We start from the raw sequence: 23,738 nt of genomic DNA on the forward strand, positions 1-23,738 counted from the left end.
TTTAGCCCTCTCGAAACTGATTTTGAAGTTTATTGGTTGCAGATTTTAATTTTAAAAGTGAAACTATATATCAATAAGCTGTAAAGGTTATGTAACAGAAGAGCTTTTGATTAAATATTATGATGATGAACATATTAAGATAGAAGAGGAAATTTATTTATGGATTGATCAAAGTAAAGAATCTAAATTAAGCCAAATTTAATGGAGGGAAATAATATGACAAGAGTTGATGGAAGAGAAGCTAATGATCAATTAAGAGAGATTAAAATAACTAGAGATTTTACTAAGTATGCAGAAGGTTCAGTATTGATTGAAGCAGGAGATACTAAAGTGATCTGTAATGCTTCAGTAGAAGATAGAGTTCCTTATTTTTTACGTGGTCAAAACCAAGGTTGGTTAACGGCAGAGTATTCAATGTTACCTAGAGCAACTCAAGATAGAAATATTAGAGAAGCAGCTAAAAGGAAACTGAGTGGTAGAACTCAAGAAATTCAACGTTTAATAGGTAGAGCATTACGTTCAGCAGTCGATTTAGAAGCCCTAGGAGAACGGACTATTTGGATTGATTGTGATGTTATTCAAGCTGATGGTGGAACACGAACAGCAGCCATTACAGGAGCATTTGTAGCTATAATTGATGCCTTTAATTATATGGTAGCAGAAGGAATGATTGAAAAGATACCGGTTAATGATTTTGTTGCTGCAGTAAGTGTAGGAATTGTAGATGGAGAGTTATTATTGGATTTATGTTTTGGAGAAGATTCTAATGCTAAAGTTGATCTGAATTTAGTAATGACTGGGCAGGGTGAAGTGATAGAAATTCAAGGAACAGGAGAAGAAAATCCTTTTTCACGAGAAAACTTACTTAAATTAGTTGAATTAGCTGAGCAAGGAATTAAAGAATTGGTAAAATATCAAAAAGAGTCTCTAGGAGAGAATTCTGAGTTTGCCAAGGAGGAATAAGAATGAAAGTCTTTTTAGCTACTGGAAATAAGAATAAGGTTAAAGAAATGAAGCAAATTTTAGCTGATACAGAGATTGAAATTTCATCCCAGGCTGATATTGGAACTTTTCCAGAGGTAGTAGAAGATGCTACTACTTTTACTGGGAATGCCTTAAAAAAGGCAAGAGAGTTCGGTCAACATACTAAATTACCTGCAATAGCCGATGACTCTGGCTTAGTAGTAGAGGCTTTAGATGGGCAACCTGGAGTTTATTCAGCCCGTTTTGCTGGGGAAGATGCAACAGATGAGGAAAATAATCAAAAGTTACTAGATTCTTTAAAAGGGGTTCCGATGGAAAAACGAACTGCTTATTTTAGTTGTGCTATGGCATTTGTAACTCCTGAAGGAGAAGAAAAAGTAGTACAAGGAAAGTGCGAAGGACGGATTGCTTTAGAGCCAAAAGGTGAAGGAGGTTTTGGTTATGATCCTTTATTTATTGTAGATGATTATGAGCAAACATTTGCCCAAATGGGATCTGAAGTTAAAAATCAGATTAGTCATCGAGCCAATGCCTTAGAAAAGATAAAGAATTTTTTGGTGGATTGGAAGGTGAGTAAATAATGAAGGTTGCTATCTTTAGTGATAGTCATGGGCAAGGTTGGAGGATCAATCAAGTATTAAATGAAGTATCAGGGATTAATTACTTAGTATTTGCAGGTGATAAATTTGCTGACTTAAATGAGGTTAAGTTAGATGGGTTTGAAGAAGTAGTAGCGGTAAGAGGGAACCATAACTTCAATCCTGAGTTGCCGAGAGAAAAGGTGGTTGAGATAGCAGATAAGAAGCTTTTTATAACTCATGGCGATAATTATAATATTAAATATGGTTTAGATACAATTTACTATCGAGCTGAAGAGTTAGCAGTAGATATAGTTGTTTTTGGTCATACACATTCACGATTTATTAAAGAAGATAATGGGATTTTATTCTTTAATCCAGGCAGTATATCTCTACCGAGAGATGGAGCTGCTCCAGCTTATGGAATAATCGAAATTAATAATGGAGAGATAACAGCTGAACATTATGATTTCATAAAATAAGATCTAAGGATGAGATAACTAGAGTAATCTGGAGCAAACAATACAAAATCGCTATTAATCATATTTGATGATTAATTTATAGTTTTGACCTTAGTTGTTTTTTTAGTTATACTTTTAAATGTTCTAGACAAAAGAGTAATCAGTGCCTGTAGCTCAGCTGGACAGAGCAACGGCCTTCTAAGCCGTGGGTCGGGGGTTCGAATCCTCCCAGGCACGCCATTAAAATCACTGAATAATTAATATTGAATATTTAATAGTGAAAATCAATTGTGTTTATGCTTCTAATTAATTGTTAAATATTAATTATTAAATGTTAAGTGCTCTTTATATGTGGTGGGTGTAGCTCAGTTGGTTAGAGCGCAGGATTGTGGCTCCTGAGGTCGTGGGTTCAAATCCCATCATCCACCCCAAAAAAACAGATGAGAGTTGATAATTGATAATTGATAATTGACAGTTGAAATTCAAAAGTTTTTATTGTTTTAACTATAAACTATACACTATCAACTATCAATTGATATTATGTGCCTGTAGCTCAACTGGATAGAGTGACAGACTTCGAATCTGGAGGTTGGGGGGTTCCTCTCAGGTGCGCCAAAAATTACGGATAAAAGTGAATAGAGAACAGAGAATAGTCAAATTAAAGATTTAATAAAAATGATGAATGCTGAGTAAATAAAGAAAATTAAATTTAATTATTATATAACCTCGGAACGACTTCAATCTAGTCGTGCCCCGAGGTATTGTTTTTATTTAGAAATTTTATTAATAAAATTCTCTTGTTTGTTAAATATATTTAATATGATATAATAAAATAATATGGAGGAGATATAATATATATCTAGAAGTAATTCTTTATGGAAAAGAAATAAAATGAAATAAAAATTATATACATGCGTATAATATTATAAGGAGGAAAGATAAATGAATGTAACTAAAGAAAAAATTGAGGAAAATAAAGTTGAATTGAATGTAGAAATTGATGAAAACAAGGTAGATGAAGCTCTGGATAAAGCTTATCAAAAAATAGTTAAGGAAGTAGAAATTGATGGATTTAGAAAAGGTAAAGTACCAAGAAGTATTTTAGAAAAAAGATTTGGTAAGGAAGTTTTACATAAGGATGCTTTAGATATTTTAATTCCTCAGAACTATCATCAAGCTATTACAGAAGCAGAAATTGAACCGATTGACCAGCCAGAAATTACTGATGTATTTATTGAGGAAGGAAAGCCTGCTACTTTTATTGCTGAAGTAGAAGTCAAGCCAGAGGTTGAATTAGGGGATTATGCAGGACTTGAAATTGAAAAAGAAGAGGTTGAAGTAACTGATGAGCAGTTAGAAAATGAATTGAAAACTAAGCAACATCAGCATTCGCAATTAGTTGTCACTGATAAAGAAGAAGTTGAAGATGGGGATCATGTTTTAATCGACTTTGAAGGTTCTTTAGATGGAGAACCATTTGAAGGTGGTAGCGGAGAAGATTATAATTTAGAAATTGGTTCTGGACAATTTATTCCAGGTTTTGAGGAGCAATTAATTGGTGCTAAAGTTGGAGAAGAGACAAAGGTTGAAGTTACATTTCCTGAAGAGTATCAAGCTGCTGAATTAGCTGGGCAAGATGTAGTTTTTAAAGTTACAGTTAAAGAGATTAAGGAGAAAGAAGTTCCTGAATTGGATGATGAATTTGCTAAGGATTTAGAATTTGATTCCTTGGACGATTTAAAAGAGAGTATTAGTCAGCAGTTGACTGATGAAGCTGAAGAGAAAGCAAAAAGGGAGTATGAAAACAAACTGATTGAAGAGATAGCTAGTAGTTCTGAAGTTAATATTCCTGAAACAATGATTGAACAAGAGATTGAAGATATGTTGAATCAATTTAAAATGCAGATTCAGCAACAAGGAATTGAGTTTGAGCAGTATTTAGAAATGTCTGGATTAAATGAAGAAGAAATGAAGGAAGAGTATAGAGAACAAGCTGAGCAAAGAATTAAAGCTAATTTAACATTAGAAGCAATTGCAGAAGAAGAAGGAATAGAAGTCAGTGAAGAAGAAATAGATGAACAAGTAGCTGACATTGCTGAACGGCAGGGACAAGAAGAAGAAATGGTTAAATCTTTCCTACAGATGCAAGGTCAATTAGATGCTTTGGTAAATAGCTTGAAAATGCAAAAAACGGTTGAGTTTTTGGTTGAAAATAATTAAATTAAGATTAATAAGTTTAAAATTGCTAAAGATGGGTATATATATAAAGGGAGGTTGAAAATATGAATTTAGTTCCTATGGTGGTAGAACAGACTAATCGTGGAGAGCGTTCCTATGATATTTATTCTCGATTATTAAAAGATAGGATCGTGTTTATTGGAAGACCTATTGATGATCAAGTAGCTAATTCTGTAATTGCCCAGTTATTATTTTTAGAAGCTGAGAATCCTGATAAGGATATATATATATATATTAATAGCCCTGGTGGTTCAGTGACTTCTGCCTTAGCAATGTATGATACAATTCAATATATTAAACCAGATGTATCTACAATTTGTATGGGGTTAAGTGCTAGTGCTGCTGCTTTATTATTAGCAAGTGGGACAGATGGGAAACGTTATTCATTACCATATTCAAGAATTATGATTCACCAGCCAATGGGTGGTGCTAAAGGTCAAGCTACAGATATTGAAATTCAAGCCCAAGAGATCTTATTATTAAAGAAGAATATTAATGAAATTTTATCTAAGCATACTGGACAGTCAGTTGAAAAGATTGAAGAAGACGTAGAACGTGATTACTTTATGTCAGCTCAAGAGGCTAAAGAATATGGTGTTATTGATGAGGTTATCTCTCGACAGAGTGAGTTGGAAGCATAGACTACTAAAGAGGTGATAAAATGTTCAAATTTGGTGACGAGAAAGGGCAATTGAAGTGCTCTTTCTGTGGTAAAGTTCAAGACCAAGTGCAGAAACTTGTAGCTGGCCCAGGAGTTTATATTTGTGATGAATGTATTGAATTATGTAATGAAATAATTGAAGAAGAATTGAATGAAGAAGTTGAATTGAATTTAGATACTGTACCTAAGCCTAAAGAGATAAAATCAATTTTAGATGAGTATGTAATTGGGCAAGAACGTGCTAAAAAAGCACTAGCTGTAGCTGTTTACAATCATTATAAGCGTGTTAACTCAGGAATGAAAGTTGATGATATTGAGTTAGAAAAGAGTAATATTTGTATGGTAGGGCCAACAGGTTGTGGGAAGACTCTATTAGCTCGAACATTGGCTCGGATATTGGATGTGCCATTTGCAATTGCTGATGCTACCTCCTTAACTGAAGCAGGTTATGTGGGGGAAGATGTAGAGAATATTTTATTGAAATTAATTCAAGCTGCTGATTATGATATTGAAAAAGCAGAAAAAGGAATTATTTATATTGATGAAATAGATAAGGTAGCTCGTAAATCTGAGAATCCTTCTATTACTCGTGATGTATCAGGTGAAGGGGTTCAGCAATCTCTATTGAAGATATTAGAAGGAACAGAAGCAAGTGTTCCTCCTCAAGGAGGAAGAAAGCATCCTCATCAAGAGTTTATTCAAATTGATACTTCAAATATTCTCTTTATTTGTGGTGGTGCCTTTGATGGTTTAGGTAAAGTAATTAAATCTAGGATAGATGAAAAGGTACTCGGATTTGGTGCAGATATTAAGAGTAAAGAGGAAGAAGAAATTGGTGAAGTATTGAAACATGTTATGTCCCAAGATTTATTAAAATATGGTTTGATTCCTGAATTTGCAGGAAGAATTCCAGTGATTGTTACATTGAATAAGTTAAATGAAGAAGAATTAATTGAAATTTTAACTGAACCACGTAATGCACTAGTAAAGCAATATACTAAGTTCTTTGAATTAGATAATGTTAAATTAGAGTTTACTGAAGAAGCTTTAAGTGCTATTGCTGAGCGGACTATAGATCAAGAGACTGGAGCTAGAGGATTGCGTTCAGTAGTTGAGGAAGCAATTCTGGATATCATGTATGATATCCCTTCACAAGAGGATATTGCAAAATGTATTATTAATGAAGATGTGATTAATAACGATGCTACTCCGCAATTAATCAAAATAGATGACCCTAAAGAAGAAACTGCTTAAATTTAAGCAGTTTCTTCTTTATTATAAGGATAAAAACCCCCTTGAAAGCTAATACTAAATATTGATTAATTAAAATTTTTCAAGGGGGAGTTTTATGAATTTTGCTTTAAATGCTTTTAGTTTAATTCAATTTTTCTTTGCTATTGTGATTGGTATGTATTTTTGGAATATGTTACAGAAACAACGTAGTAGTAAAAAAGCTATTAACAGAGAATCGAAAAAGGAAATGGAAAAATTACATAAGATGAGAAGCAGATCATTGACAGAACCTTTATCAGAGAAGATAAGACCTAGTGATTTTTCTGAAATAGTGGGTCAAAAGGAAGGTTTAAAATCTTTACGAGCTGCCTTATGTGGTCCCAATCCTCAACATGTGATTATTTATGGGCCTCCGGGAGTAGGTAAGACTGCAGCTGCTAGATTGGTACTGGAAGAAGCAAAGAAGAATTCTGATTCTCCTTTCGATGCTGAATCTAAATTTATAGAATTAGATGCAACGACAGCTCGATTTGATGAACGAGGTATTGCTGATCCATTGATTGGAACGGTTCATGATCCGATTTATCAAGGAGCAGGTGCAATGGGAACTGCTGGAATTCCGCAACCTAAACCAGGAGCAGTAACTAAAGCTCATGGTGGGATGTTATTTATAGATGAAATTGGTGAGTTACATCATATTCAAATAAATAAATTATTGAAAGTTTTAGAGGATAGGAAGGTCTTTTTAGAAAGTTCTTATTACCATGAGGAAGATGATAACATTCCTCGTCATATCCATGAAATTTTTCAAAGTGGATTACCAGCAGATTTTAGATTAGTAGCTGCTACAACTAGGAGACCAGAGACTATACCACCTGCTATACGATCCCGTTGTTTGGAAATATTCTTCAGTTTACTAACCCCTTCTGATATCGAAAAGATTGCTCGAACAGCAATAGAAAAAATAGATTTTGATGTTGATCAACAAGTAATTGAGATCATTAAAAAGTATGCTGTTAATGGACGACAAGCTGTTAATATGATTCAGACAGCAGGAGGAATTGCTTTAACTTATGATCGAGAGGAAATTATTGTGGAGGATATAGAAAGAGTAGTTATGAATGGACAATATAGACCACGTCCAACCGATGAGATTCCTGATGGTCCTAAAGTTGGTGTTGTTAATGGTTTAGCGGTAATGGGGGCCAATATTGGAACTGTTGATCAATTAGAAGTAGCAGTAACCAAGGTAGGTGCTGGATCTGGAAAGTTAAATATTACAGGAGTAGCTGAAGAAGAAGAGCAAGGTAATCGTCATAAAAAAATTAGAAGAAAGAGTATGGTTAAAGGTTCTGCTGAAAATGTAATTACTGTGTTAAAGAAAATAGTAGATATTGATTTAAAGGATTACGATATTCATATTGACTTTACAAGTGATGCTGTTGTTGATGGTCCATCTGCAGGAGTTACAATGGCAGTAGCTTTATATTCAGCGTTAACTGGAAAAGCAATCGATAATAAAGTAGCTATGACAGGTAAAATCTCTATTAATGGTGTTATTAGACCGATAGGTGGGATTATCCCTAAGGTAAAAGCTGCTATTAGAGCTGGAGTGGATAAGATTTTGATTCCTACCGATAATTGGCAAGAAATATTTAATGAAGATGAATTTTCTGAAGTTGAGATTATAAAGATTAAGAATTTGACAGAAGCTTTAAAACAAGCAATAGCAGAGCAAGAAGAAAATGATAATGAAGTGGAGCTTGAATTAAATCCAGAGACTTACTCTGCTCCTTTAGTTTAAACTTATTTATTATTAATAAAATAGATTAATTGTTAAGAACTATAATATTTTTAAAGCTATGTGCAGGAGATTAGATAAAGTAATAGAATAATAATGTACAGTAGATTATCAATGGAGGTGTAGTTATGGCTGAAGAAAGCAAGAAAGAAGAAGTTGAAAATAAAAATAGTAGACCCTTATTGGCATTGCGAGGAGTAGTGGTTTTTCCTAATATGATGCTTCCGCTATTGGTGGGAAGAGATAAATCAATTAAAGCGTTAGAAGAAGCTATGGTTGAAGATAAAGAAATTTTATTAGCTGCTCAGCATGATGAAACGATTGACGAACCAGTTACGGATGATATATATAAATTAGGTACAATTTCTAAAATTAAACAATTAATGAGATTGCCAGATGGAACGATTAAGATCTTAGTTGAGGGTTTGAGAAGGGCTAAAATTGAAGATTTTTTACAGGAAGCTCCTTACTTTAAAGTTACTATTACTGATGTAGAAAGTGATGAAGAAAAAAATACGGAGATAGAAGCTTTGATGAGGAGTGTAATTAATAAATTTGAAAAATATGTCAAATTAAATAAGCAGATTCCATCAGAAACGATGATGACTATTACTAATTTAGAAAATCCAGGTCGTTTAGTAGATATAATTACTTCTCATATGTCATTAAAAGTAAAACAAGAACAAGAAATTTTAGAAGCAATCTCTTATCGAAAACGATTAGAAAAAATATATAATATTTTAGAAAAAGAAGTGGAGATTTTAAAGGTTAAGGATAAAATTAATAATGAAGTTAAAAAACAGGTTGAAAAAAGGCAAAAAGAGTATTATTTAAAAGAGCAGATGAAGGCAATCAAAAAGGAATTAGGAGAAGATGGTTGGAACCAAGAAAGTAAAGAATACAAAGAAAGAATAGAAGAAGCTGATCTACCTGAAAATGTTGAAGAAAAGGTGCTAGAAGAAGTGAATAAATTAAGGAAGATGCCTCCTACAGCTAATGAAGCTGTTGTAGTTAGAAATTATTTAGATTGTATTTTAGATTTACCCTGGGATAATTATAGTGAAGATAAATTAATCATTGAGCAAGTGGAAGAGAAACTTAATCAAGATCATTATGGATTAACTGATGTTAAAGAAAGGATTTTAGAGTATTTAGCTGTTAGGAAATTGAGCGAGCAGATGAAGACCCCTATTTTATGTCTGTTTGGTCCACCAGGAGTAGGGAAAACTTCTCTAGGTAGATCAATTGCAGATGCAATTGGAAGAGAGTTTGTGCGACTATCTTTAGGAGGGTTACGTGATGAAGCTGAGATTAGAGGACATAGAAGAACTTATGTAGGTGCTCGACCAGGAAGGATAATTAATGCTATGCGTGATACTGGCACTAAAAATCCAGTCTTCTTATTAGATGAGGTTGATAAAATTAATAGAGATTTTAGAGGAGATCCTGCTTCGGCTTTATTAGAAGTATTAGATCCAGAACAAAATAATGAGTTTAGTGATCATTATTTAGAACTTCCTTTTGATTTATCTGATGTAATCTTTATTACAACAGCTAATGCAACAGATACTATTCCAGCACCATTGTTAGATAGGATGGAAGTGATTAATATTTCAGGTTATACTGAAGAGGATAAGGTACAGATAGCTCAACAACATGTGCTACCAGATATTCTTCAAGATCATGGTTTGACAGAAGGACAGATTAATATTTCTGAAAATGCTTTAAGAAAACTTATTAGACGATATACTCGAGAAGCTGGGGTAAGAACATTAGAACGAAAATTAGCTGCTATCTGTCGTAAAGTAGCTAAAGAAGTTGTAGATGGTAAAGATAAATTGAGTCGAGTAACTGTTAGAAATCTAAAAAAGTATTTAGGAATTCCTAAATATAAGTATGGAACAATAGAAGATGAAAAGAGAGTAGGTGTAGTAACCGGTTTAGCTTGGACTCAAGCAGGAGGAGATATTTTAAATATAGAAATATCAATAATTCCAGGTGAAGGAGAATTGATTTTAACAGGTAAATTAGGAGATGTAATGAAAGAATCGGCCCAAATAGCAATGAGTTATGTGCGTACTAAAACTGAAGAGTTTGATTTTATTGAAGACTTTTATAAAAAGTATGATATTCATGTTCATATTCCACAAGGTGCTATTCCTAAGGACGGACCATCAGCAGGAATAACATTAGCCACAGCATTAGTATCTGCCTTAAGCAATGAGCCAGTTAGCGGAAGAGTAGCTATGAGTGGTGAAATAACTCTACGTGGGAGGGTATTACCTGTGGGAGGAATTAAGAGTAAGGTTTTAGCAGCTCATCGAGCAGGTAATGATAAGGTGATCTTATGCCATGAGAACAAGAAAGATTTAGAGGAAGTTCCTGATAATATCAAACGCGATTTAGAGTTTATCTTTGTAAAAAATATGGATCAGGTTCTTGAAGAGGCTATTATAAAGGGGGTTAAGGATGAAAATTAATAATACAGAATTTATACGTAGTGCAGCTAAATTTGAAGATTATCCTCGTCATCACCTTCCTGAAATAGCTTTAGCTGGTCGTTCTAATGTAGGAAAATCATCATTGATTAACAATATTGTTAATCGGCGTAAGATGGCTTTTACCAGTTCTAAACCAGGCAAGACACAGACCATTAATTTTTATAAAGTAGATAATTATTTCTATTTTGTTGATTTGCCTGGATATGGTTTTGCTAGGGTTCCTCAAGAGGTTAAAGATGAATGGGGGAGAATGATTGAAACTTATTTATTTAATCGGAGGAATTTAGAGAGTGTATTATTGATAATAGATGCTAGACATAAACCAACAGATGATGATCTAATGATGTATAATTGGTTGGTGGAGATGAATATGCCTACTTTAGTAGTAGCTACTAAGATAGATAAGGTTAAAAATAGTCAACGAAATAAACAGAAGAGATTAATTAATAAAAAATTAAGTTTGACTGAATTTACTCCATTTACTTTCTTTTCGGCTGAAACTGGAGAAGGTAAAGGGCGGGTAATGGAATTTATTAGTCAATTTATCGATTAAAAACTAATAAATCTTGAAAAGTTAGGTAATAATATTATGTATAATATTGCCTAACTTTTTTTAGTATTAGCATAAATAGGTTTCCTATTTTTGAGTTCCTTGTAGAAATATAGCGAATTATAAAGGGATTTTATAATTAATCGTGAATATAAAACTCTAAGATTAGGTTAACTACAAGAGGGGGTAAAAATGAAAAAAATAGCTTTAATTGCACATGATAAGAAAAAGTCAGATCTAATTGAATTTGCTCATGAAAATAAGGAGTTATTAAAGAAGTATAGCTTGGTTGCTACTGGAACTACAGGAAGGTTATTAAATGAAAAGACTGATTTAAAAGTAATTAGAATGGCTTCTGGACCATTAGGAGGGGATCAGCAGATTGGAGGGCAAGTGGCGAGTAAAGAAGTAGAAGCTGTCATCTTTTTAAGGGATGCTTTAACTGCTCAACCTCATGAACCGGATGTAAGTGCTTTGTTGAGGATTTGTGATGTACATAATATTCCATTAGCTACTAATTTGGCTACTGCTAGTATGCTGATCAGTTGTTTGGAGTAAATTTAATTGTAGCTGTTGACAAGTAGTTTAAATAGTTATATTATATATTTAAAATGAAATAATTAGTGAAGGCGTTGAAGGAGAGTAGTAGGTTAATTATTTTCTTGTTAGAGAGGAGTGCTTTAAGCTGAGAGGCATTCTAAGAAAGGTTAACTGAAGTCGCTCTAGAGCTGTCAAGCTGAAATTAGAGTAGGCTGGACCGGTATCTGACCGTTAGCAGGAATTGAGTGGAGTCTTATAATGAGAGCTATTAGTGCATGGCTAGTAGTTGATATTATGATTAATTAAGGTGGTACCGCGGAGATTAGTTACTCTTTCGTCCTTAGTAATTTGGATGGAGGGGTTTTTTTAATTTTTGTTATATTACAATTATGTGTCAGTGTCAGTAATCCGTGTCAGTAAAAAATCAAGTTCAAAACCTCTATGATTTAAAGGGGTTAGCGGGTTTGAATTTCACAGACACAGACACAGACACAGACACAGACACAGACACAGACTACTGACACTATATATCAATTTAGTTTCATGTTTAAGTGAATTATCAAGTGAGGGAGGAATAAAAATGGATAAACAAAAAAATCTTTCAACAACGTATGACCCAGCTCAAGTGGAGGACAAATGGTATAGCCATTGGAAGGAACATGGTTACTTTCAAGCAGAGGCTAATCAGGATAAAGAGCCGTTTACAATTATGATGCCACCACCAAATGTGACTGGGCAGTTACATATCGGACATGCTTTGGATCATACCTTTCAGGATATCCTAATCAGATGGAAGAGGATGCAAGGTTATGAAGCTTTATGGTTACCAGGGACTGATCATGCTAGCATTGCAACTGAAGTTAAGGTTGTTAATAAGATGCGTGAAGAAGAAGGTTTGAGTAAGGATGATATCAGTCGAGAAGAGTTTTTAGAGAGAGCATGGGATTGGACAGAAGAGTATGGGGATACGATTACAAATCAATTACAGCAATTAGGAGTTTCTTGTGATTGGGATCGTGAACGATTTACTATGGATGAAGGCTGTAACCAAGCAGTTAAAGAAGCTTTTGTCCAACTTTATGAAGAAGGTTTAATTTATCGTGGAGATTATATTGTAAATTGGTGTCCTGACTGCTTAACAACATTATCTGATATTGAAGTTGAGCATGAGGAGCAACCAGGTAAGCTGTATCATATTAAGTATCAAATTAAGAATAGTAATCAATATATTGTTGTTGCGACTACAAGACCTGAGACTTTATTAGGAGATACTGCTATAGCTGTTAATCCAGCTGATGAACGTTATCAGAATTTGTTAGGAGAAAAGGTAATTATACCTATTGTTGAGCGAGAAATTGAAGTAGTAGCAGATGAATATGTAGATTCTGAATTTGGTACTGGATTGGTTAAAGTTACTCCTGCCCATGATCCTAATGATTTTGAGATTGGTGAGCGTCATGATTTAGAGGTTATTAAGGTAATAGATGATCAAGCTAGGATGACTGCTGCAGCTGGGAAGTATGAAGGGTTGGATCGTTATCAATGTCGAAAAGATTTAATTGCAGATCTTAAGGAAGCTAATTTGCTAGAAAAGATTGAAGATCATGAACACTCTGTTGGTCAATGTTATCGTTGTGATACTACAGTTGAACCGTTAGTTTCTAAACAGTGGTATGTAGCCATGGAAGAGCTTGCTAAGCCTGCGATTGAGGCAGTTAGGAATGGAGCTACAAATTTTGTTCCTGAACGGTTTGATAAAATATACTTTAATTGGATGGAGAATATCAGGGATTGGTGTATTTCTAGACAACTATGGTGGGGACATCGAATACCAGCTTGGTATTGTCAAGATTGTGAGCAGGTAATTGTCAGTAGAGAAGAGCCTGAAATTTGTTCTGCTTGTGATAGTAGTAATTTAGAACAAGATGAAGATGTATTGGATACGTGGTTTAGTTCTGGGTTATGGCCATTTTCTACTCTGGATTGGCCCGAAGATAATCAAGATTTAGATTATTTTTACCCGACCGATGTATTAGTAACTGGTCGAGATATTATCTTCTTTTGGGTAGCAAGAATGATCTTTATGGCATTGAAGTTTACAGATAAAACTCCTTTTGAAGATGTCTATATTCATGGATTAGTCAGAGATGCTCAAGGAAGAAAGATGAGTAAATCATTGGGCAATGGAATTGATCCATTAGAGGTAATTGAAGAGGTTGGATGTGATACATTAAGAATGACTTTAATTACGGGTAATACTCCTGGAAATGATATTAGATATCGTCCAGAAAAGGTAGAGGCAAGTCGAAATTTTGCCAATAAGTTATGGAATGCTTCTCGTTTTGTATTGATGAATTTAGATGACTTTGATTTAAATGAATTAGATAATAATAAATTAGATTATACTTTGGCAGATCAGTGGATTTTAAGTAGGTTAAATAAGAAGATTAAAAGGGTAACTGAGTTACTTGAAGAATACCAATTTGGACAAGTATCTCAAGAATTATATGATTTTGTTTGGAGAGAATTCTGTGACTGGTATATTGAGTTGATTAAACCGCGTCTGTATCAAGAAGATGATAGCTTAGAGCGACAGACTGCTCAATATGTTATCTGGTTTGTATTGGAGAATATTTTACGCTTACTACATCCGATTATGCCATTTATCACTGAGGAAATATGGCAATATTTACCTGGTGAAGGGGAAAGTATTATGTTAGCTCAATGGCCTGTAGTTGATAAATCAATTATCAATGAGCAGGTAGAGAGTGAAATGCAAGTCATCATGGAAGTTATCAGGAGCATCAGAAATATTAGAAACGAAATGCAGGTTAACCCAGGAAAAGAGATTACTGCTATCTTAACTTCTGATGTAACTGAAAAGTTAGAGATCATTCAAATGGGCCAAGATTATATTGCTGACTTAGCTAAAGTAAGTGAATTAGAAGTTACAGAGGATTTAGAGACAAGACCTGAACAAGCTTCGACAGCAATTACAGAGAAGATAGAGATCATTCTACCATTAGCTGGTATGGTTGATCTAGATAAAGAGATAGTTCGATTGGAAGAAGAGATTGAAGAGATGGAATTTGAGATTAAGCGAGCTGAAGGAAAGTTGAATAATGATGGATTTGTTAATAATGCTCCTGAGCATCTGGTTGAAGAAGAAAGACAGAAGAAAGAAGAGTATACTGCTAAAAAGAAGCAACTTGAAGAGAGGTTAGCAAGTTTAAAAACTTAATTAGAACAAGCCAACGTATAATTTATACGTTGGCTTGTTTAATTCTTTAAGGTTGTAAATGTTTACTTAGACTTAAACTTAATCTGATAATTGTTCTGCTAATTTCTTGCCCCAATCTTCAGCTTCTTGTAAGACATTAGATTGTTCAGTGACCGATTTATTATCGATATTAGGAACGAAGAAATTATCATAATATTCAGTATCTGCTCCTTTAAAGAATAGATCTAGAGTACCTACTACATATTTAAAGCTATCTTCTGATAATGGTTCACCAGCGGTTGAAATAAAGGCACCAATTCTCTTCTTTTCAGTATCAATCAGTGGCTTTTGGAGGATGAATTTGTTGGCCCATAATGCTTGGCAACGATCGATTAGAGCTTTTAATTGTGCAGTAACTGTATTAAAATAAATCGGGGAAGCAAGTAAGATTAAATCAGCTTGATCAAGTTTAGAATAAATATCGATCATATCATCATCAATAATACAGCCTTGCTTTTTTTTACAGTTATAACAAGCAAGGCAAGGTTCGATTTTAAGGTCTTTGATTTGTAAATAATCTAGCTCGAGCTCTGGTTTTGCTTCTTTGAGGCCAGTAATTACTCTTTTTAAAATTTTAGCGTTATTTCCATTGTTATGTGGACTTCCTAAAACAGCTAATCCTTTCATCTGAGAGTTCCTCCTAACATTTAGTTTCTATTTTATATTTAGTGATTATTGCTCAAATTCCTGCTTCTTTTTATTATGTTTAGTGAATTATGTTCTTTAGAGATTTTGGATAACTTTAATTAATAGTTAGCTGAAAACTTATATCATCTGCAATAGAAAGATTACCTCCTAATAAATAGAGTCTGCTTTCAGAGCGAAAAGGTTCAAAGTCTATTCTTCCTTGAAACTATAAAGTTTCTAGAAAATTTTCGGAAGCATTAACTTCTAACTTTAATTGGTTATTAATAGATTCTTGATAATTTTTTAAAAATGATAATAGAAGTGAATGCTGTTCAGTTAGGATAGAGTTTATCTTGAGCCAGCTAGTAGTGAACTTAAATTCTTTCTTATCTAAGGTCGTACCTAGTGATAGACTATAATTACTCATTAGATTCCCCTCCTGAGAGTTTAAAAATAATTAAATAGTGTCTTTAGTATAGGTTTATTCTTTGTTTTATCTTATGTGTTGAAGTTATTTGATTTTAAATTAATATGGGGAATTTAAATTTAAAATAAATAATTAAAGATAGCTTCTTTTTATGATATAATAAAAGAAGGAGTAAAGTAAAAAAGCTATTAATCCGCTCAAAATCTTATTAATTTAAATTACTTATAAAAAGTGAGGAGTGTTAATGATGGATGAAATGGATTATTTAGAAAGTCTGGACAAATATGATATTAAACCTGGTTTAGAAAGGATAGAGTTACTATTAGAATATTTAGGAAATCCCCATGATGAATTAAATGTAATACATATTGCAGGAACCAATGGTAAAGGTTCAACCTCTGCAATATTGACTTCAATTTATAAAGAAGCTGGGTATAAGGTAGGAACTTATAATTCACCTGAAATTGTTGAGTTTAATGAACGGATGAGAATTAATGGGGTTAATATTAGTGATCGAGATTTAAAAGAAGCAATCCAAAAGATTAAACCTGTGGTAAGTAAGGTAGCTCAAGAGCTAGAAAGACCTAGTTTTTTTGAAGTAGTTACAGCTGTGGCAATAGATTATTTTGCGCAACAAGAACTTGACTTAACAATTTTAGAGGTAGGGCTAGGAGGAAGATTAGATGCCACTAATATAGTAAGTAGTTTAGTATCAGTTATTACAAATGTCAGTTTAGATCATACTGAATTTTTAGGTGACACAATAGAGGAGATCGCTTTTGAAAAAGGAGGGATCATCAAAGAAGGACAGCAGGTAATTACTGCTACTAATGATCAAGAAGTACTTACTGTATTACAAAAAATCTGTGTTGAAAATGATTCTAAATTAATAAATGTTTTACAAGAGTATGATTGGGAACAGAAGGAAGGAACATTAGCGTATCAGAATTTCGATTTAGAAGGGCCAACAAGAGATTATTTAGATCTTAAGTTATCTTTGTTAGGAGAACATCAAATTATTAATACAGCTACTGCTATGGGCGTTATAGAAGCCTTAGCAGAGGATTATCCAGTTGATAGTGAAGCTATTCAAGCTGGAGTTTCACAGGTTAAATGGCCAGGAAGATTGGAAGTTATTAATTCTGGGCCAGTAATTATCCTTGATGGTGCTCATAATGAAGCCGGTGCTAGTAAGTTAAAGTTAGCGATTGAGGATTTAGAGTTTGATAATTTGATTTTAGTTCTGAGTATTTTAGGTGATAAAGATTTAGGGGCAATGATTGAGCAAATAGCTCCTTTAGCTACTAAAGTAATTTTGACTAAAAATAAGAATAAGCGTGTAGCAGAGATTAATATAATGAAAAAAGAAGTTACCAAATATAATTCAAATGTGGAGGTGAAAAAAGATTTAGTTGAAGTTTTAGATGATATTGCAGTTCAAGCAACTGCTGAAGATATCATTTTAATTAGTGGTTCTTTATATACAGTGGCTGAAGCAAGGAAGATTATTCTTGAATATACAGAATGATCTTCAAACACTCTAAAAATTATTCTGTATAAACTAGAATGGAGTATAATATAGATTAAGTAAGTTGATCAGAATTTATATGGAAGGGGGGGAGGTCACCTAGTACCTTGATTAGAGTTGATAGGTGACAAGGTTATGAAACGAAATAATCGCAAGATTAAATCGGGACTTTCCTTAGTAGTGATGTTAGGTTGTATGGCTGTAATTGCAAGTGTCTTTGGTTATTTTATTAGTAGCTGGTTTCTAGATTATGTTACTGCACCACAAGAAGAAATTCAGTCTACCACTGAAGAACGGATCATGGTTGAGGAAGAAGAAATGCCAGATAATCGCGAATTGGAAGAAGAATCTGGGGTAACTATTGGGGGAGATGAAGACTTTAATTATGCTGAAGAAATGGAAGAGGATATGGAAGAGGGTATGGATGAGGAGAGTATGGAACAAACAATAGCTGATGAAGATTTATATACTGTCCAGGTAGGAGCTTTTGGTGAGGAGGAGAATGCTCAAGGGTTAGTAAGAGATTTAGAGATAAAAGGATTTACAGCTTATATTACAAGTGAAAATCCTTATCGAGTACAGGTAGGAGCCTTTAGAGAAAAGGCAGCAGCGGAACAATTAGGGGATGAACTTGAAAAGTCTGGTTTCCCTGCTTTTATTAGCAATTAAAAAGAGGTCCACATTTTTAGTGGACCTCTTTTAATTTTGATAATTTTGAATTTGTAAAAATGATACAAATTACTTGACTTCTAATATTGTAAATTATAAAATTAAACTTGAGTGAGTTAATTTGTAAATAGATTAACTCAAATTAGTTTGAGACTTATATTATTAACATTGAGTCTTCTCAGCTAAAAGAATAGAAGATAAAATATTTAATCGTAGGATGCTTTGCAAATATTGATGGTTTTAGTATTTTAAATGTGTGATTTTAAATTTCCTACGGGTCTTAAAAAACAAGACCTTTCGTGAAAATCATATCCACTGTTAATTATCAATTGTACATTATACACTAAGACGGGGGGCAGAGAAATTTAGTTATTTGCGAAGCATTGTAATAACAGATTTTAGTTTAGCTGAGAGCAATTAATAAAAGGGGTGAAAAGATGGAAGCTAAAACTTTTGAACATGGGATTCATCCTAGTTATAATAAAGAATTATCTAACAATAAAGTTTTAAAAAAGGCTAGTGTACCTGAAGAAGTTGTAATCGCTTTACAACAGCATATTGGTGCACCAGCTAAGCCGATTGTTGAAGTTGGTGACACAGTTGGTTTAGGAGAAAAAATTGCTGAAGCTGGAGGGTTTGTTTCTGCTAATATCCATGCTAGTGTTTCAGGAGAGGTTGTTGCTATAGAAAATTCGGCAATCAGAATTAAAAATGATGGCGAAGACAGATTAGCTGAAGGTATTGAACCTCAAGGTGAACTTGGTGATTTATCAGTTGAAGAGTTAAGACAGATTGTACAAGAAGCAGGGGTTGTAGGATTGGGAGGAGCTACTTTTCCAACGCATGTCAAGGTATCAATTCCTGATGATAAAGATGTAGAGGCAGTTATTTTAAATGGAGCAGAATGTGAACCATATCTAACTGTTGATCATCGAGTAATGGTTGAACAGACTGAAGAGATGATCTATGGTTTGAAGGCGTTAATGAAAATGTCTGAAGCGAAAGAAGGTTATATTGGGATTGAGGTTAATAAACCTGATGCCATTGAAAGAACAAAAGAGTTGATCAGTGATGAGCCAAATATTAAATTTGTTCCGTTAGAAGTTAAGTACCCACAAGGTGGAGAGAAGCAATTAATTGATGCTGTTTTAGGTAAAGAGGTTCCTTCTGGTGGGTTGCCTTTGGATGTTGGGGTAGTAGTTAATAATGTTGCTACTGCTGTGGTAGTTGCTGAAGCAATTCAAGAGGGAATGCCATTGGTTGAGAGAGGAGTCACTATTACTGGGGTTATTAGTGAACCACAGAACTTACTAGTAAGGATAGGAACACCTATTGAAGAAGTAGTAGAACAATGTGGAGGTTTTAAAGAAGAACCAGGCAAATTAATTTTAGGCGGGCCAATGATGGGTCAAGCCCAAGTTGACTTGACTAGTCCAGTAACTAAAGGGACTTCTGGTATCTTAGCTTTAAGTAAGGCAGATGTTGCTGAATATCAAGAGCCTAAACCTTGTATTCGCTGTGCTCGATGTGTTGATGTCTGTCCAGTGAAATTAATACCGACTGCTTTGATGAATTTATCTCAAGCTGATAAAATTTTAAACTTAAAGGATTATAATGTTTTAGATTGTATTGAATGTGGATCTTGTAGCTATATTTGTCCTTCTAAGATTGATATTTTAGATTGGATTAAATTAGGAAAAGGAAAAGTTCAAGCTCATATTAGAGAAAACAAATGATAGGAGGGAAGAATATGGATAATACAACAAATTTAACCGTTTCATCAGCACCTCATGTTAGAAGTAAAGAGACAACTTCTAATATTATGTATCAAGTTGTCTTGGCATTAGTACCAGTTATGCTGGCTGCTTTTTACTTCTTTGGTTCAGCTGCTATTTATTTATTGTTGACTTGTGGTATAACTGCTATGTTAGCAGAAGCGGCTGTACAAAAATTAAGAGGTAAGCCAGTAACAATCAGTGATGGTAGTGCATTATTGACTGGGCTAATTTTAGCATTGACCTTACCACCGAAGTTACCACTTTGGATGGCTATTTTCGGTAGTATAATAGCTATTGTTTTAGGTAAGCATATCTTTGGTGGGTTGGGACATAATGTTTTCAATCCTGCTTTAGTAGGGCGTGCTTTTTTGACTCTTTCTTATGTAGTTTCAATGACAGAATGGACAGCTCCTAATGGAGTAGTTGATGCTATGTCAACTGCAACTCCACTAGAAGGAGAAGCAGAGGTAATCAATCTATTTATAGGTCGAGTTGGAGGTTCTTTAGGAGAGACATCTGCGCTTGCTATTTTATTAGGTGGATTGTACTTGCTCTACAAAGGATATATTGATTGGAGAATTCCAGTAGGATATTTGGGTACTGTAGCAGTATTAACTACATTTGTTGGTGAGCAAGGAGCATCATTCCATCTATTTGCAGGAGGACTTATGTTTGGAGCTATTTTTATGGCTACAGATATGGTAACCAGCCCAGTAACTAAGAAGGGAAGATGGTTTTTTGCAATTGGCTGTGGTCTTATAACGACTATTATTCGTGTTTTTGGAAATTATCCTGAAGGAGTATTGTTTTCCATTTTATTGATGAATATGTGTGTACCATTGATCGACCAGTATACGCTACCACGGATTTATGGCGAGGTGAAAGCAAATGGCTAATGATAAGATGCAGCCACGGTTAATTTTGGTTTTGACATTAATTACTATAGCCTCTGCAGTATCGTTGACCTTCATTGATGATCTAACTGCTCCTTTAATTGCTGAAGAAGCAGAAAAGAGGGTTCAAGAAGCTGTTTTATCTGTAGTACCAGATGCAGTAGATTTTGAAGAAGTAGAAGATGAAAACTTTGAAATTTTTAAGGCTTTAGATGAGGTAGGAGAAGTCGTTGGGGTAGCTGTTCAGCATGATATACGAGGTTATACAGGTCCTATTGATGTGATGGTTGGCTTAGATATGGCTGAAGAGAAGATAATTGCTTTAGATGTCTTATCTCATACAGAAACTCCAGGGTTAGGAGCTAGAATAACAGAAGATGAGTTTCGCGATCAGTTTAGAGGAAGAGACTTTTCTTCTCAAGAGGAAGTTGATATAATAGCTGGAGCAACAATTTCTAGTAATGCTGTTGAGGTAGTAGTAAGCGAAGTTGTTGAATCAGCAGAAGATATTCAAGCTGCAGTTGAAAGTGGGGGTGAATAAATAATATGGCTGAAAAAACTCAAGATTTTGTAAAGGGTCTCTGGGAAGAAAATCCTGTCTTTGTCATGTTATTGGGTATGTGTCCTGTATTAGCTGTTACTAGTACAGCTACGAACGGTTTATTTATGGGGCTTGCAACAAGTTTTGTTCTGCTTGGAGCAGGGATTGTAAACTCTTTATTACAAAATATAATTCCTGATGAAGTTCGGATTCCTAGTTTTATCGTTGTAATTGCTACTTTTGTAACCATAGTTGATTTAGTCTCAAGAGCTTATATGCCTGCAATCGCTGAGCAGTTAGCTCTATTTATTCCTTTGATTATTGTTAACTGTTTAATCTTGAATCGTTCTGAAGCTTTTGCCTCTAATGTAAATGTTTTACGAGCTATAATAGATGCTTTAGGTAGAGGGTTAGGTTTTACTTGGGCTTTGACATTTTTAGGTGGTATTAGAGAGATTCTTGGTTTTGGAACTTTATTTAGAGGAACTGGGGCTGTTATTCAAGTCTTAGGTGAATGGTACCAACCAATGTTGATTGCTATTTTACCAGCAGGAGCTTTTATTACTCTAGGATTAGTTGTTGGTTTGGTTAATGTGATTATGAGTAAATCATTCAGCATTAAAGAATTATTTGGAGGTTCTTCTGCTGTTAAAGAAGAACAAACAACTGCTTAAGGATTGAGAAATAAGGGGGGGAAGTTATGACAGAATTATTCTTGTTATTTATGGCTGCATCTATAACAAATAACTTTGTTTTGATGCAGTTTTTAGGAATTTGTCCTTTTTTAGGGGTTTCTAAAGAGGTTCCAACAGCTTTTAGTATGGGGTTAGCGACTACTTTTGTAATGACTACATCGGCGGTTGTAACTTGGCTTGTTGAAACTGTTATTTTAATCCCACTAGGAATTGAATATTTACGATATATTGCTTTTATTTTAGTAATTTCTTCATTCGTACAACTAACTGAGTTATTTGTTAAAAAAGTTAGTCCGCCTTTATATAAAGCATTAGGTATCTTTTTACCATTAATTACAACTAACTGTGCTATTTTAGGATTGGCCCTTATAATTTCAATGGAAGGGCATGGTTTTATTCAGAGTGCTGTCTTTGGTTTAGGGGCAGGAGTCGGTTTTACGATAGCAATTGTATTGATGGCTGGGATAAGAGAACGGTTAGAATTTGCTGACGTTCCTGAACCATTAAAAGGAGCACCGATTACTTTGTTAGTGGCTGGAATGATGGCATTAGCATTTACTGGACTTGCAATGTAAATTAGGGGGGAATATAATGGGAATTACTTCTTTTGCACATGCATCTTTCGGACTAGGGGTTTTAGGAGTAATATTTGGAACCGGTCTAGCCTATGCATCAGTAAAATTTGCAGTAGAAGAGGATCCAAAGAAGCTAGAGATTGATGATGCTTTACCTGGGACCAACTGTGGAGCTTGTGGTTTTGCAGGTTGTTCTAGTTATGCAGAAGCAGTGGCCAAGGAAGAAGTAGGAGTTGACTGTTGCCCGGTTGGTGGTTCAGAATTAATAGAGAAGATAGCTGACATTATGGGTGTTGCTGCTTCTTCAGTAGAAAAGAAGAGTGCTCAAGTGCTATGTCAGGGTGGTAATCAAGAAACATTTAATAAAGCAGAGTATCAAGGGATGTCAAGTTGTCAGGCAGCTAGCATGTTAGATAATTTCAAATCCTGTGAATATGGTTGTTTAGGATTTGGTGATTGTGCTGCTGTTTGTGATTTTGATGCAATTGTAATGAATGAGAATGGTTTACCAGAGATTGATCATGATAAATGTGCTGAATGTAGAGTCTGTGTTACAGAATGTCCACGGGATATAATTGAATTAGTAAGTAGTACGGAAGATGTTGTTACTAAGTGTAAATCAGTCTTAAAAGGGAAAGAAGTTAAGAATGCTTGTGAAAAAGGATGTTTTGGTTGTACAATTTGTGCTAAGAAATGTCCTGTTGATGTGATTGAGATGGAGGATAACTTGCCAGTAGTTGATACTGAAGGGTGTGTTGGTTGTGGGGTATGTGTTAAAAATTGCCCAACTGATGCCTTTGTAGAAGTCGCTTTTTAATAAATAAGATGAAGATTACAATTGAAAAATGATTAAAAAACAAGAGGGATCAGTTAATTAAATTGGTTCCTCTTATTTTTATTGTTTAGAAATTATGTTTTTTAGAGGAGCTCTATTACAATATTGAGTTGACAGTGTACACTGATATTTAGTTGATGCAAGTGATGGTTTAACTAAAATTTAGAAGGGTAGCTAAAGGTATAGACACTTATAGGTTTTTTTGATATAATAAGACAAGAATTGGATTTAGAAGTGTTCTTAATCAGATTAATTTCAAGATTTTATTTTTTATCTAGAACAGCCAAGAAAACTCCATCTAAGCTACTGTATTAGGTGGAGATGAATTGGCTATTTTAAATTT

Annotated in this window: 21 protein-coding genes, 3 tRNA genes and 1 other annotated feature; of the genes, 22 read left to right on the forward strand and 2 right to left on the reverse strand. The window is 34.1% G+C overall.

What is annotated here, in order from left to right; genetic code table 11:
- The first annotated feature begins 216 nt into the window (after nucleotides 1-216).
- The 14 genes from rph to MWH25_RS08975 all read left to right on the forward strand — a co-directional run bounded on the left by rph (nucleotide 217) and on the right by MWH25_RS08975 (nucleotide 14,788).
- On the forward strand, nucleotides 217-963 hold the full coding sequence (gene rph, locus MWH25_RS08910; protein WP_248627304.1) for a ribonuclease PH: 747 nt from the start codon (nucleotides 217-219) through the stop codon (nucleotides 961-963).
- Between the two features lie 2 nt (nucleotides 964-965).
- The gene (locus MWH25_RS08915) at nucleotides 966-1,565 is read left to right on the forward strand and encodes an XTP/dITP diphosphatase (RefSeq protein ID WP_248627305.1); all 600 of its coding nucleotides are present in this window, start codon (nucleotides 966-968) and stop codon (nucleotides 1,563-1,565) included.
- Nucleotides 1,565-2,044 (forward strand): metallophosphoesterase family protein, encoded by a 480-nt coding sequence (locus tag MWH25_RS08920; RefSeq protein ID WP_248627306.1) that lies wholly within the window; start codon nucleotides 1,565-1,567, stop codon nucleotides 2,042-2,044. Before MWH25_RS08915 ends, MWH25_RS08920 begins: the two co-directional genes overlap by 1 nt.
- A 142-nt stretch (nucleotides 2,045-2,186) precedes the next feature.
- Nucleotides 2,187-2,263, forward strand: a tRNA-Arg gene (locus MWH25_RS08925).
- A 114-nt stretch (nucleotides 2,264-2,377) separates the two neighbouring features.
- Nucleotides 2,378-2,454 (forward strand) — tRNA-His (locus MWH25_RS08930).
- Nucleotides 2,455-2,565: 111 nt separating this feature from the next.
- A tRNA-Arg gene (locus tag MWH25_RS08935) sits at nucleotides 2,566-2,638 on the forward strand.
- Nucleotides 2,639-2,965: 327 nt separating this feature from the next.
- The gene (tig, locus tag MWH25_RS08940; protein WP_248627307.1) at nucleotides 2,966-4,243 is read left to right on the forward strand and encodes a trigger factor; all 1,278 of its coding nucleotides are present in this window, start codon (nucleotides 2,966-2,968) and stop codon (nucleotides 4,241-4,243) included.
- Between the two features lie 62 nt (nucleotides 4,244-4,305).
- A complete protein-coding gene (gene clpP / locus MWH25_RS08945; protein WP_248627308.1) occupies nucleotides 4,306-4,902 on the forward strand; it encodes an ATP-dependent Clp endopeptidase proteolytic subunit ClpP in 597 nt (198 codons plus the stop codon).
- Between the two features lie 20 nt (nucleotides 4,903-4,922).
- Nucleotides 4,923-6,176, forward strand: coding sequence for an ATP-dependent Clp protease ATP-binding subunit ClpX (gene clpX, locus MWH25_RS08950; RefSeq protein WP_248627309.1), 1,254 nt, complete (start codon nucleotides 4,923-4,925; stop codon nucleotides 6,174-6,176).
- Nucleotides 6,177-6,270: 94 nt separating this feature from the next.
- Complete coding sequence (gene lonB / locus MWH25_RS08955; RefSeq protein WP_248627310.1) at nucleotides 6,271-7,959, forward strand: ATP-dependent protease LonB; 1,689 nt, start codon at nucleotides 6,271-6,273, stop codon at nucleotides 7,957-7,959.
- A gap of 125 nt (nucleotides 7,960-8,084) precedes the next feature.
- On the forward strand, nucleotides 8,085-10,436 hold the full coding sequence (gene lon, locus MWH25_RS08960; RefSeq protein WP_248627311.1) for an endopeptidase La: 2,352 nt from the start codon (nucleotides 8,085-8,087) through the stop codon (nucleotides 10,434-10,436).
- On the forward strand, nucleotides 10,426-11,010 hold the full coding sequence (gene yihA, locus MWH25_RS08965; protein WP_248627312.1) for a ribosome biogenesis GTP-binding protein YihA/YsxC: 585 nt from the start codon (nucleotides 10,426-10,428) through the stop codon (nucleotides 11,008-11,010). Before lon ends, yihA begins: the two co-directional genes overlap by 11 nt.
- A 189-nt stretch (nucleotides 11,011-11,199) precedes the next feature.
- Complete coding sequence (mgsA, locus tag MWH25_RS08970; RefSeq protein WP_248627313.1) at nucleotides 11,200-11,565, forward strand: methylglyoxal synthase; 366 nt, start codon at nucleotides 11,200-11,202, stop codon at nucleotides 11,563-11,565.
- A 65-nt stretch (nucleotides 11,566-11,630) separates the two neighbouring features.
- Nucleotides 11,631-11,892, forward strand: a binding site (T-box leader).
- Nucleotides 11,893-12,127: 235 nt separating this feature from the next.
- Nucleotides 12,128-14,788, forward strand: a complete 2,661-nt coding sequence (locus MWH25_RS08975) for a valine--tRNA ligase (protein ID WP_248627314.1) — start codon at nucleotides 12,128-12,130, stop codon at nucleotides 14,786-14,788.
- 78 nt (nucleotides 14,789-14,866) lie between these two features.
- On the opposite strand, the gene MWH25_RS08980 is transcribed toward MWH25_RS08975, so the two are convergent.
- Both MWH25_RS08980 and MWH25_RS08985 read right to left on the reverse strand, forming a co-directional pair.
- Nucleotides 14,867-15,454, reverse strand: coding sequence for a flavodoxin family protein (locus tag MWH25_RS08980; RefSeq protein ID WP_248627315.1), 588 nt, complete (start codon nucleotides 15,452-15,454; stop codon nucleotides 14,867-14,869).
- Between the two features lie 226 nt (nucleotides 15,455-15,680).
- Nucleotides 15,681-15,881 (reverse strand): hypothetical protein, encoded by a 201-nt coding sequence (locus MWH25_RS08985; RefSeq protein ID WP_248627316.1) that lies wholly within the window; start codon nucleotides 15,879-15,881, stop codon nucleotides 15,681-15,683.
- A gap of 247 nt (nucleotides 15,882-16,128) precedes the next feature.
- On the opposite strand from MWH25_RS08985, the gene MWH25_RS08990 reads away from it, so the two are divergent.
- The 8 genes from MWH25_RS08990 (at nucleotide 16,129) to MWH25_RS09025 (ending at nucleotide 23,377) form a co-directional block, all read left to right on the forward strand.
- Nucleotides 16,129-17,409 (forward strand): bifunctional folylpolyglutamate synthase/dihydrofolate synthase, encoded by a 1,281-nt coding sequence (locus MWH25_RS08990; RefSeq protein ID WP_248627317.1) that lies wholly within the window; start codon nucleotides 16,129-16,131, stop codon nucleotides 17,407-17,409.
- Between the two features lie 135 nt (nucleotides 17,410-17,544).
- Nucleotides 17,545-18,078 (forward strand): SPOR domain-containing protein, encoded by a 534-nt coding sequence (locus tag MWH25_RS08995; protein ID WP_248627318.1) that lies wholly within the window; start codon nucleotides 17,545-17,547, stop codon nucleotides 18,076-18,078.
- Nucleotides 18,079-18,515: 437 nt separating this feature from the next.
- On the forward strand, nucleotides 18,516-19,814 hold the full coding sequence (rsxC, locus tag MWH25_RS09000; RefSeq protein WP_248627319.1) for an electron transport complex subunit RsxC: 1,299 nt from the start codon (nucleotides 18,516-18,518) through the stop codon (nucleotides 19,812-19,814).
- Nucleotides 19,815-19,828: 14 nt separating this feature from the next.
- A complete protein-coding gene (locus MWH25_RS09005) occupies nucleotides 19,829-20,752 on the forward strand; it encodes an RnfABCDGE type electron transport complex subunit D (protein WP_248627320.1) in 924 nt (307 codons plus the stop codon).
- Nucleotides 20,745-21,290, forward strand: a complete 546-nt coding sequence (locus tag MWH25_RS09010) for an RnfABCDGE type electron transport complex subunit G (RefSeq protein WP_248627321.1) — start codon at nucleotides 20,745-20,747, stop codon at nucleotides 21,288-21,290. The genes MWH25_RS09005 and MWH25_RS09010 overlap by 8 nt, the downstream gene beginning before the upstream one ends.
- 5 nt (nucleotides 21,291-21,295) lie before the next feature.
- Nucleotides 21,296-21,964: an electron transport complex subunit RsxE gene (gene rsxE, locus MWH25_RS09015; protein ID WP_248627322.1), complete on the forward strand. Its 669-nt coding sequence runs from the start codon at nucleotides 21,296-21,298 to the stop codon at nucleotides 21,962-21,964.
- Between the two features lie 26 nt (nucleotides 21,965-21,990).
- The gene (gene rsxA / locus MWH25_RS09020; protein WP_248627323.1) at nucleotides 21,991-22,560 is read left to right on the forward strand and encodes an electron transport complex subunit RsxA; all 570 of its coding nucleotides are present in this window, start codon (nucleotides 21,991-21,993) and stop codon (nucleotides 22,558-22,560) included.
- 16 nt (nucleotides 22,561-22,576) lie between these two features.
- The gene (locus MWH25_RS09025) at nucleotides 22,577-23,377 is read left to right on the forward strand and encodes an RnfABCDGE type electron transport complex subunit B (RefSeq protein ID WP_248627324.1); all 801 of its coding nucleotides are present in this window, start codon (nucleotides 22,577-22,579) and stop codon (nucleotides 23,375-23,377) included.
- The last annotated feature ends 361 nt before the right edge of the window (nucleotides 23,378-23,738 follow it).

Origin of the sequence: Natroniella acetigena, assembly GCF_023227745.1 — a bacterium.
Classification (GTDB): Bacteria; Bacillota; Halanaerobiia; order Halobacteroidales; family Halobacteroidaceae; genus Natroniella; species Natroniella acetigena.

Coding starts and splice junctions, on each gene's coding strand:
- rph (WP_248627304.1), top strand. CDS start 217: ATGACAAGAGTTGATGGAAGAGAAGCTAATGATCAATTAAGAGAGATT.
- MWH25_RS09010 (WP_248627321.1), top strand. CDS start 20,745: ATGGCTAATGATAAGATGCAGCCACGGTTAATTTTGGTTTTGACATTA.
- MWH25_RS08990 (WP_248627317.1), top strand. CDS start 16,129: ATGGATGAAATGGATTATTTAGAAAGTCTGGACAAATATGATATTAAA.
- MWH25_RS08920 (WP_248627306.1), top strand. CDS start 1,565: ATGAAGGTTGCTATCTTTAGTGATAGTCATGGGCAAGGTTGGAGGATC.
- rsxA (WP_248627323.1), top strand. CDS start 21,991: ATGACAGAATTATTCTTGTTATTTATGGCTGCATCTATAACAAATAAC.
- mgsA (WP_248627313.1), top strand. CDS start 11,200: ATGAAAAAAATAGCTTTAATTGCACATGATAAGAAAAAGTCAGATCTA.
- MWH25_RS08995 (WP_248627318.1), top strand. CDS start 17,545: ATGAAACGAAATAATCGCAAGATTAAATCGGGACTTTCCTTAGTAGTG.
- lon (WP_248627311.1), top strand. CDS start 8,085: ATGGCTGAAGAAAGCAAGAAAGAAGAAGTTGAAAATAAAAATAGTAGA.
- MWH25_RS09005 (WP_248627320.1), top strand. CDS start 19,829: ATGGATAATACAACAAATTTAACCGTTTCATCAGCACCTCATGTTAGA.
- MWH25_RS08980 (WP_248627315.1), bottom strand. CDS start 15,454: ATGAAAGGATTAGCTGTTTTAGGAAGTCCACATAACAATGGAAATAAC.
- MWH25_RS08915 (WP_248627305.1), top strand. CDS start 966: ATGAAAGTCTTTTTAGCTACTGGAAATAAGAATAAGGTTAAAGAAATG.
- rsxE (WP_248627322.1), top strand. CDS start 21,296: ATGGCTGAAAAAACTCAAGATTTTGTAAAGGGTCTCTGGGAAGAAAAT.
- yihA (WP_248627312.1), top strand. CDS start 10,426: ATGAAAATTAATAATACAGAATTTATACGTAGTGCAGCTAAATTTGAA.
- rsxC (WP_248627319.1), top strand. CDS start 18,516: ATGGAAGCTAAAACTTTTGAACATGGGATTCATCCTAGTTATAATAAA.
- tig (WP_248627307.1), top strand. CDS start 2,966: ATGAATGTAACTAAAGAAAAAATTGAGGAAAATAAAGTTGAATTGAAT.
- lonB (WP_248627310.1), top strand. CDS start 6,271: ATGAATTTTGCTTTAAATGCTTTTAGTTTAATTCAATTTTTCTTTGCT.
- MWH25_RS08975 (WP_248627314.1), top strand. CDS start 12,128: ATGGATAAACAAAAAAATCTTTCAACAACGTATGACCCAGCTCAAGTG.
- clpX (WP_248627309.1), top strand. CDS start 4,923: ATGTTCAAATTTGGTGACGAGAAAGGGCAATTGAAGTGCTCTTTCTGT.
- MWH25_RS08985 (WP_248627316.1), bottom strand. CDS start 15,881: ATGAGTAATTATAGTCTATCACTAGGTACGACCTTAGATAAGAAAGAA.
- MWH25_RS09025 (WP_248627324.1), top strand. CDS start 22,577: ATGGGAATTACTTCTTTTGCACATGCATCTTTCGGACTAGGGGTTTTA.
- clpP (WP_248627308.1), top strand. CDS start 4,306: ATGAATTTAGTTCCTATGGTGGTAGAACAGACTAATCGTGGAGAGCGT.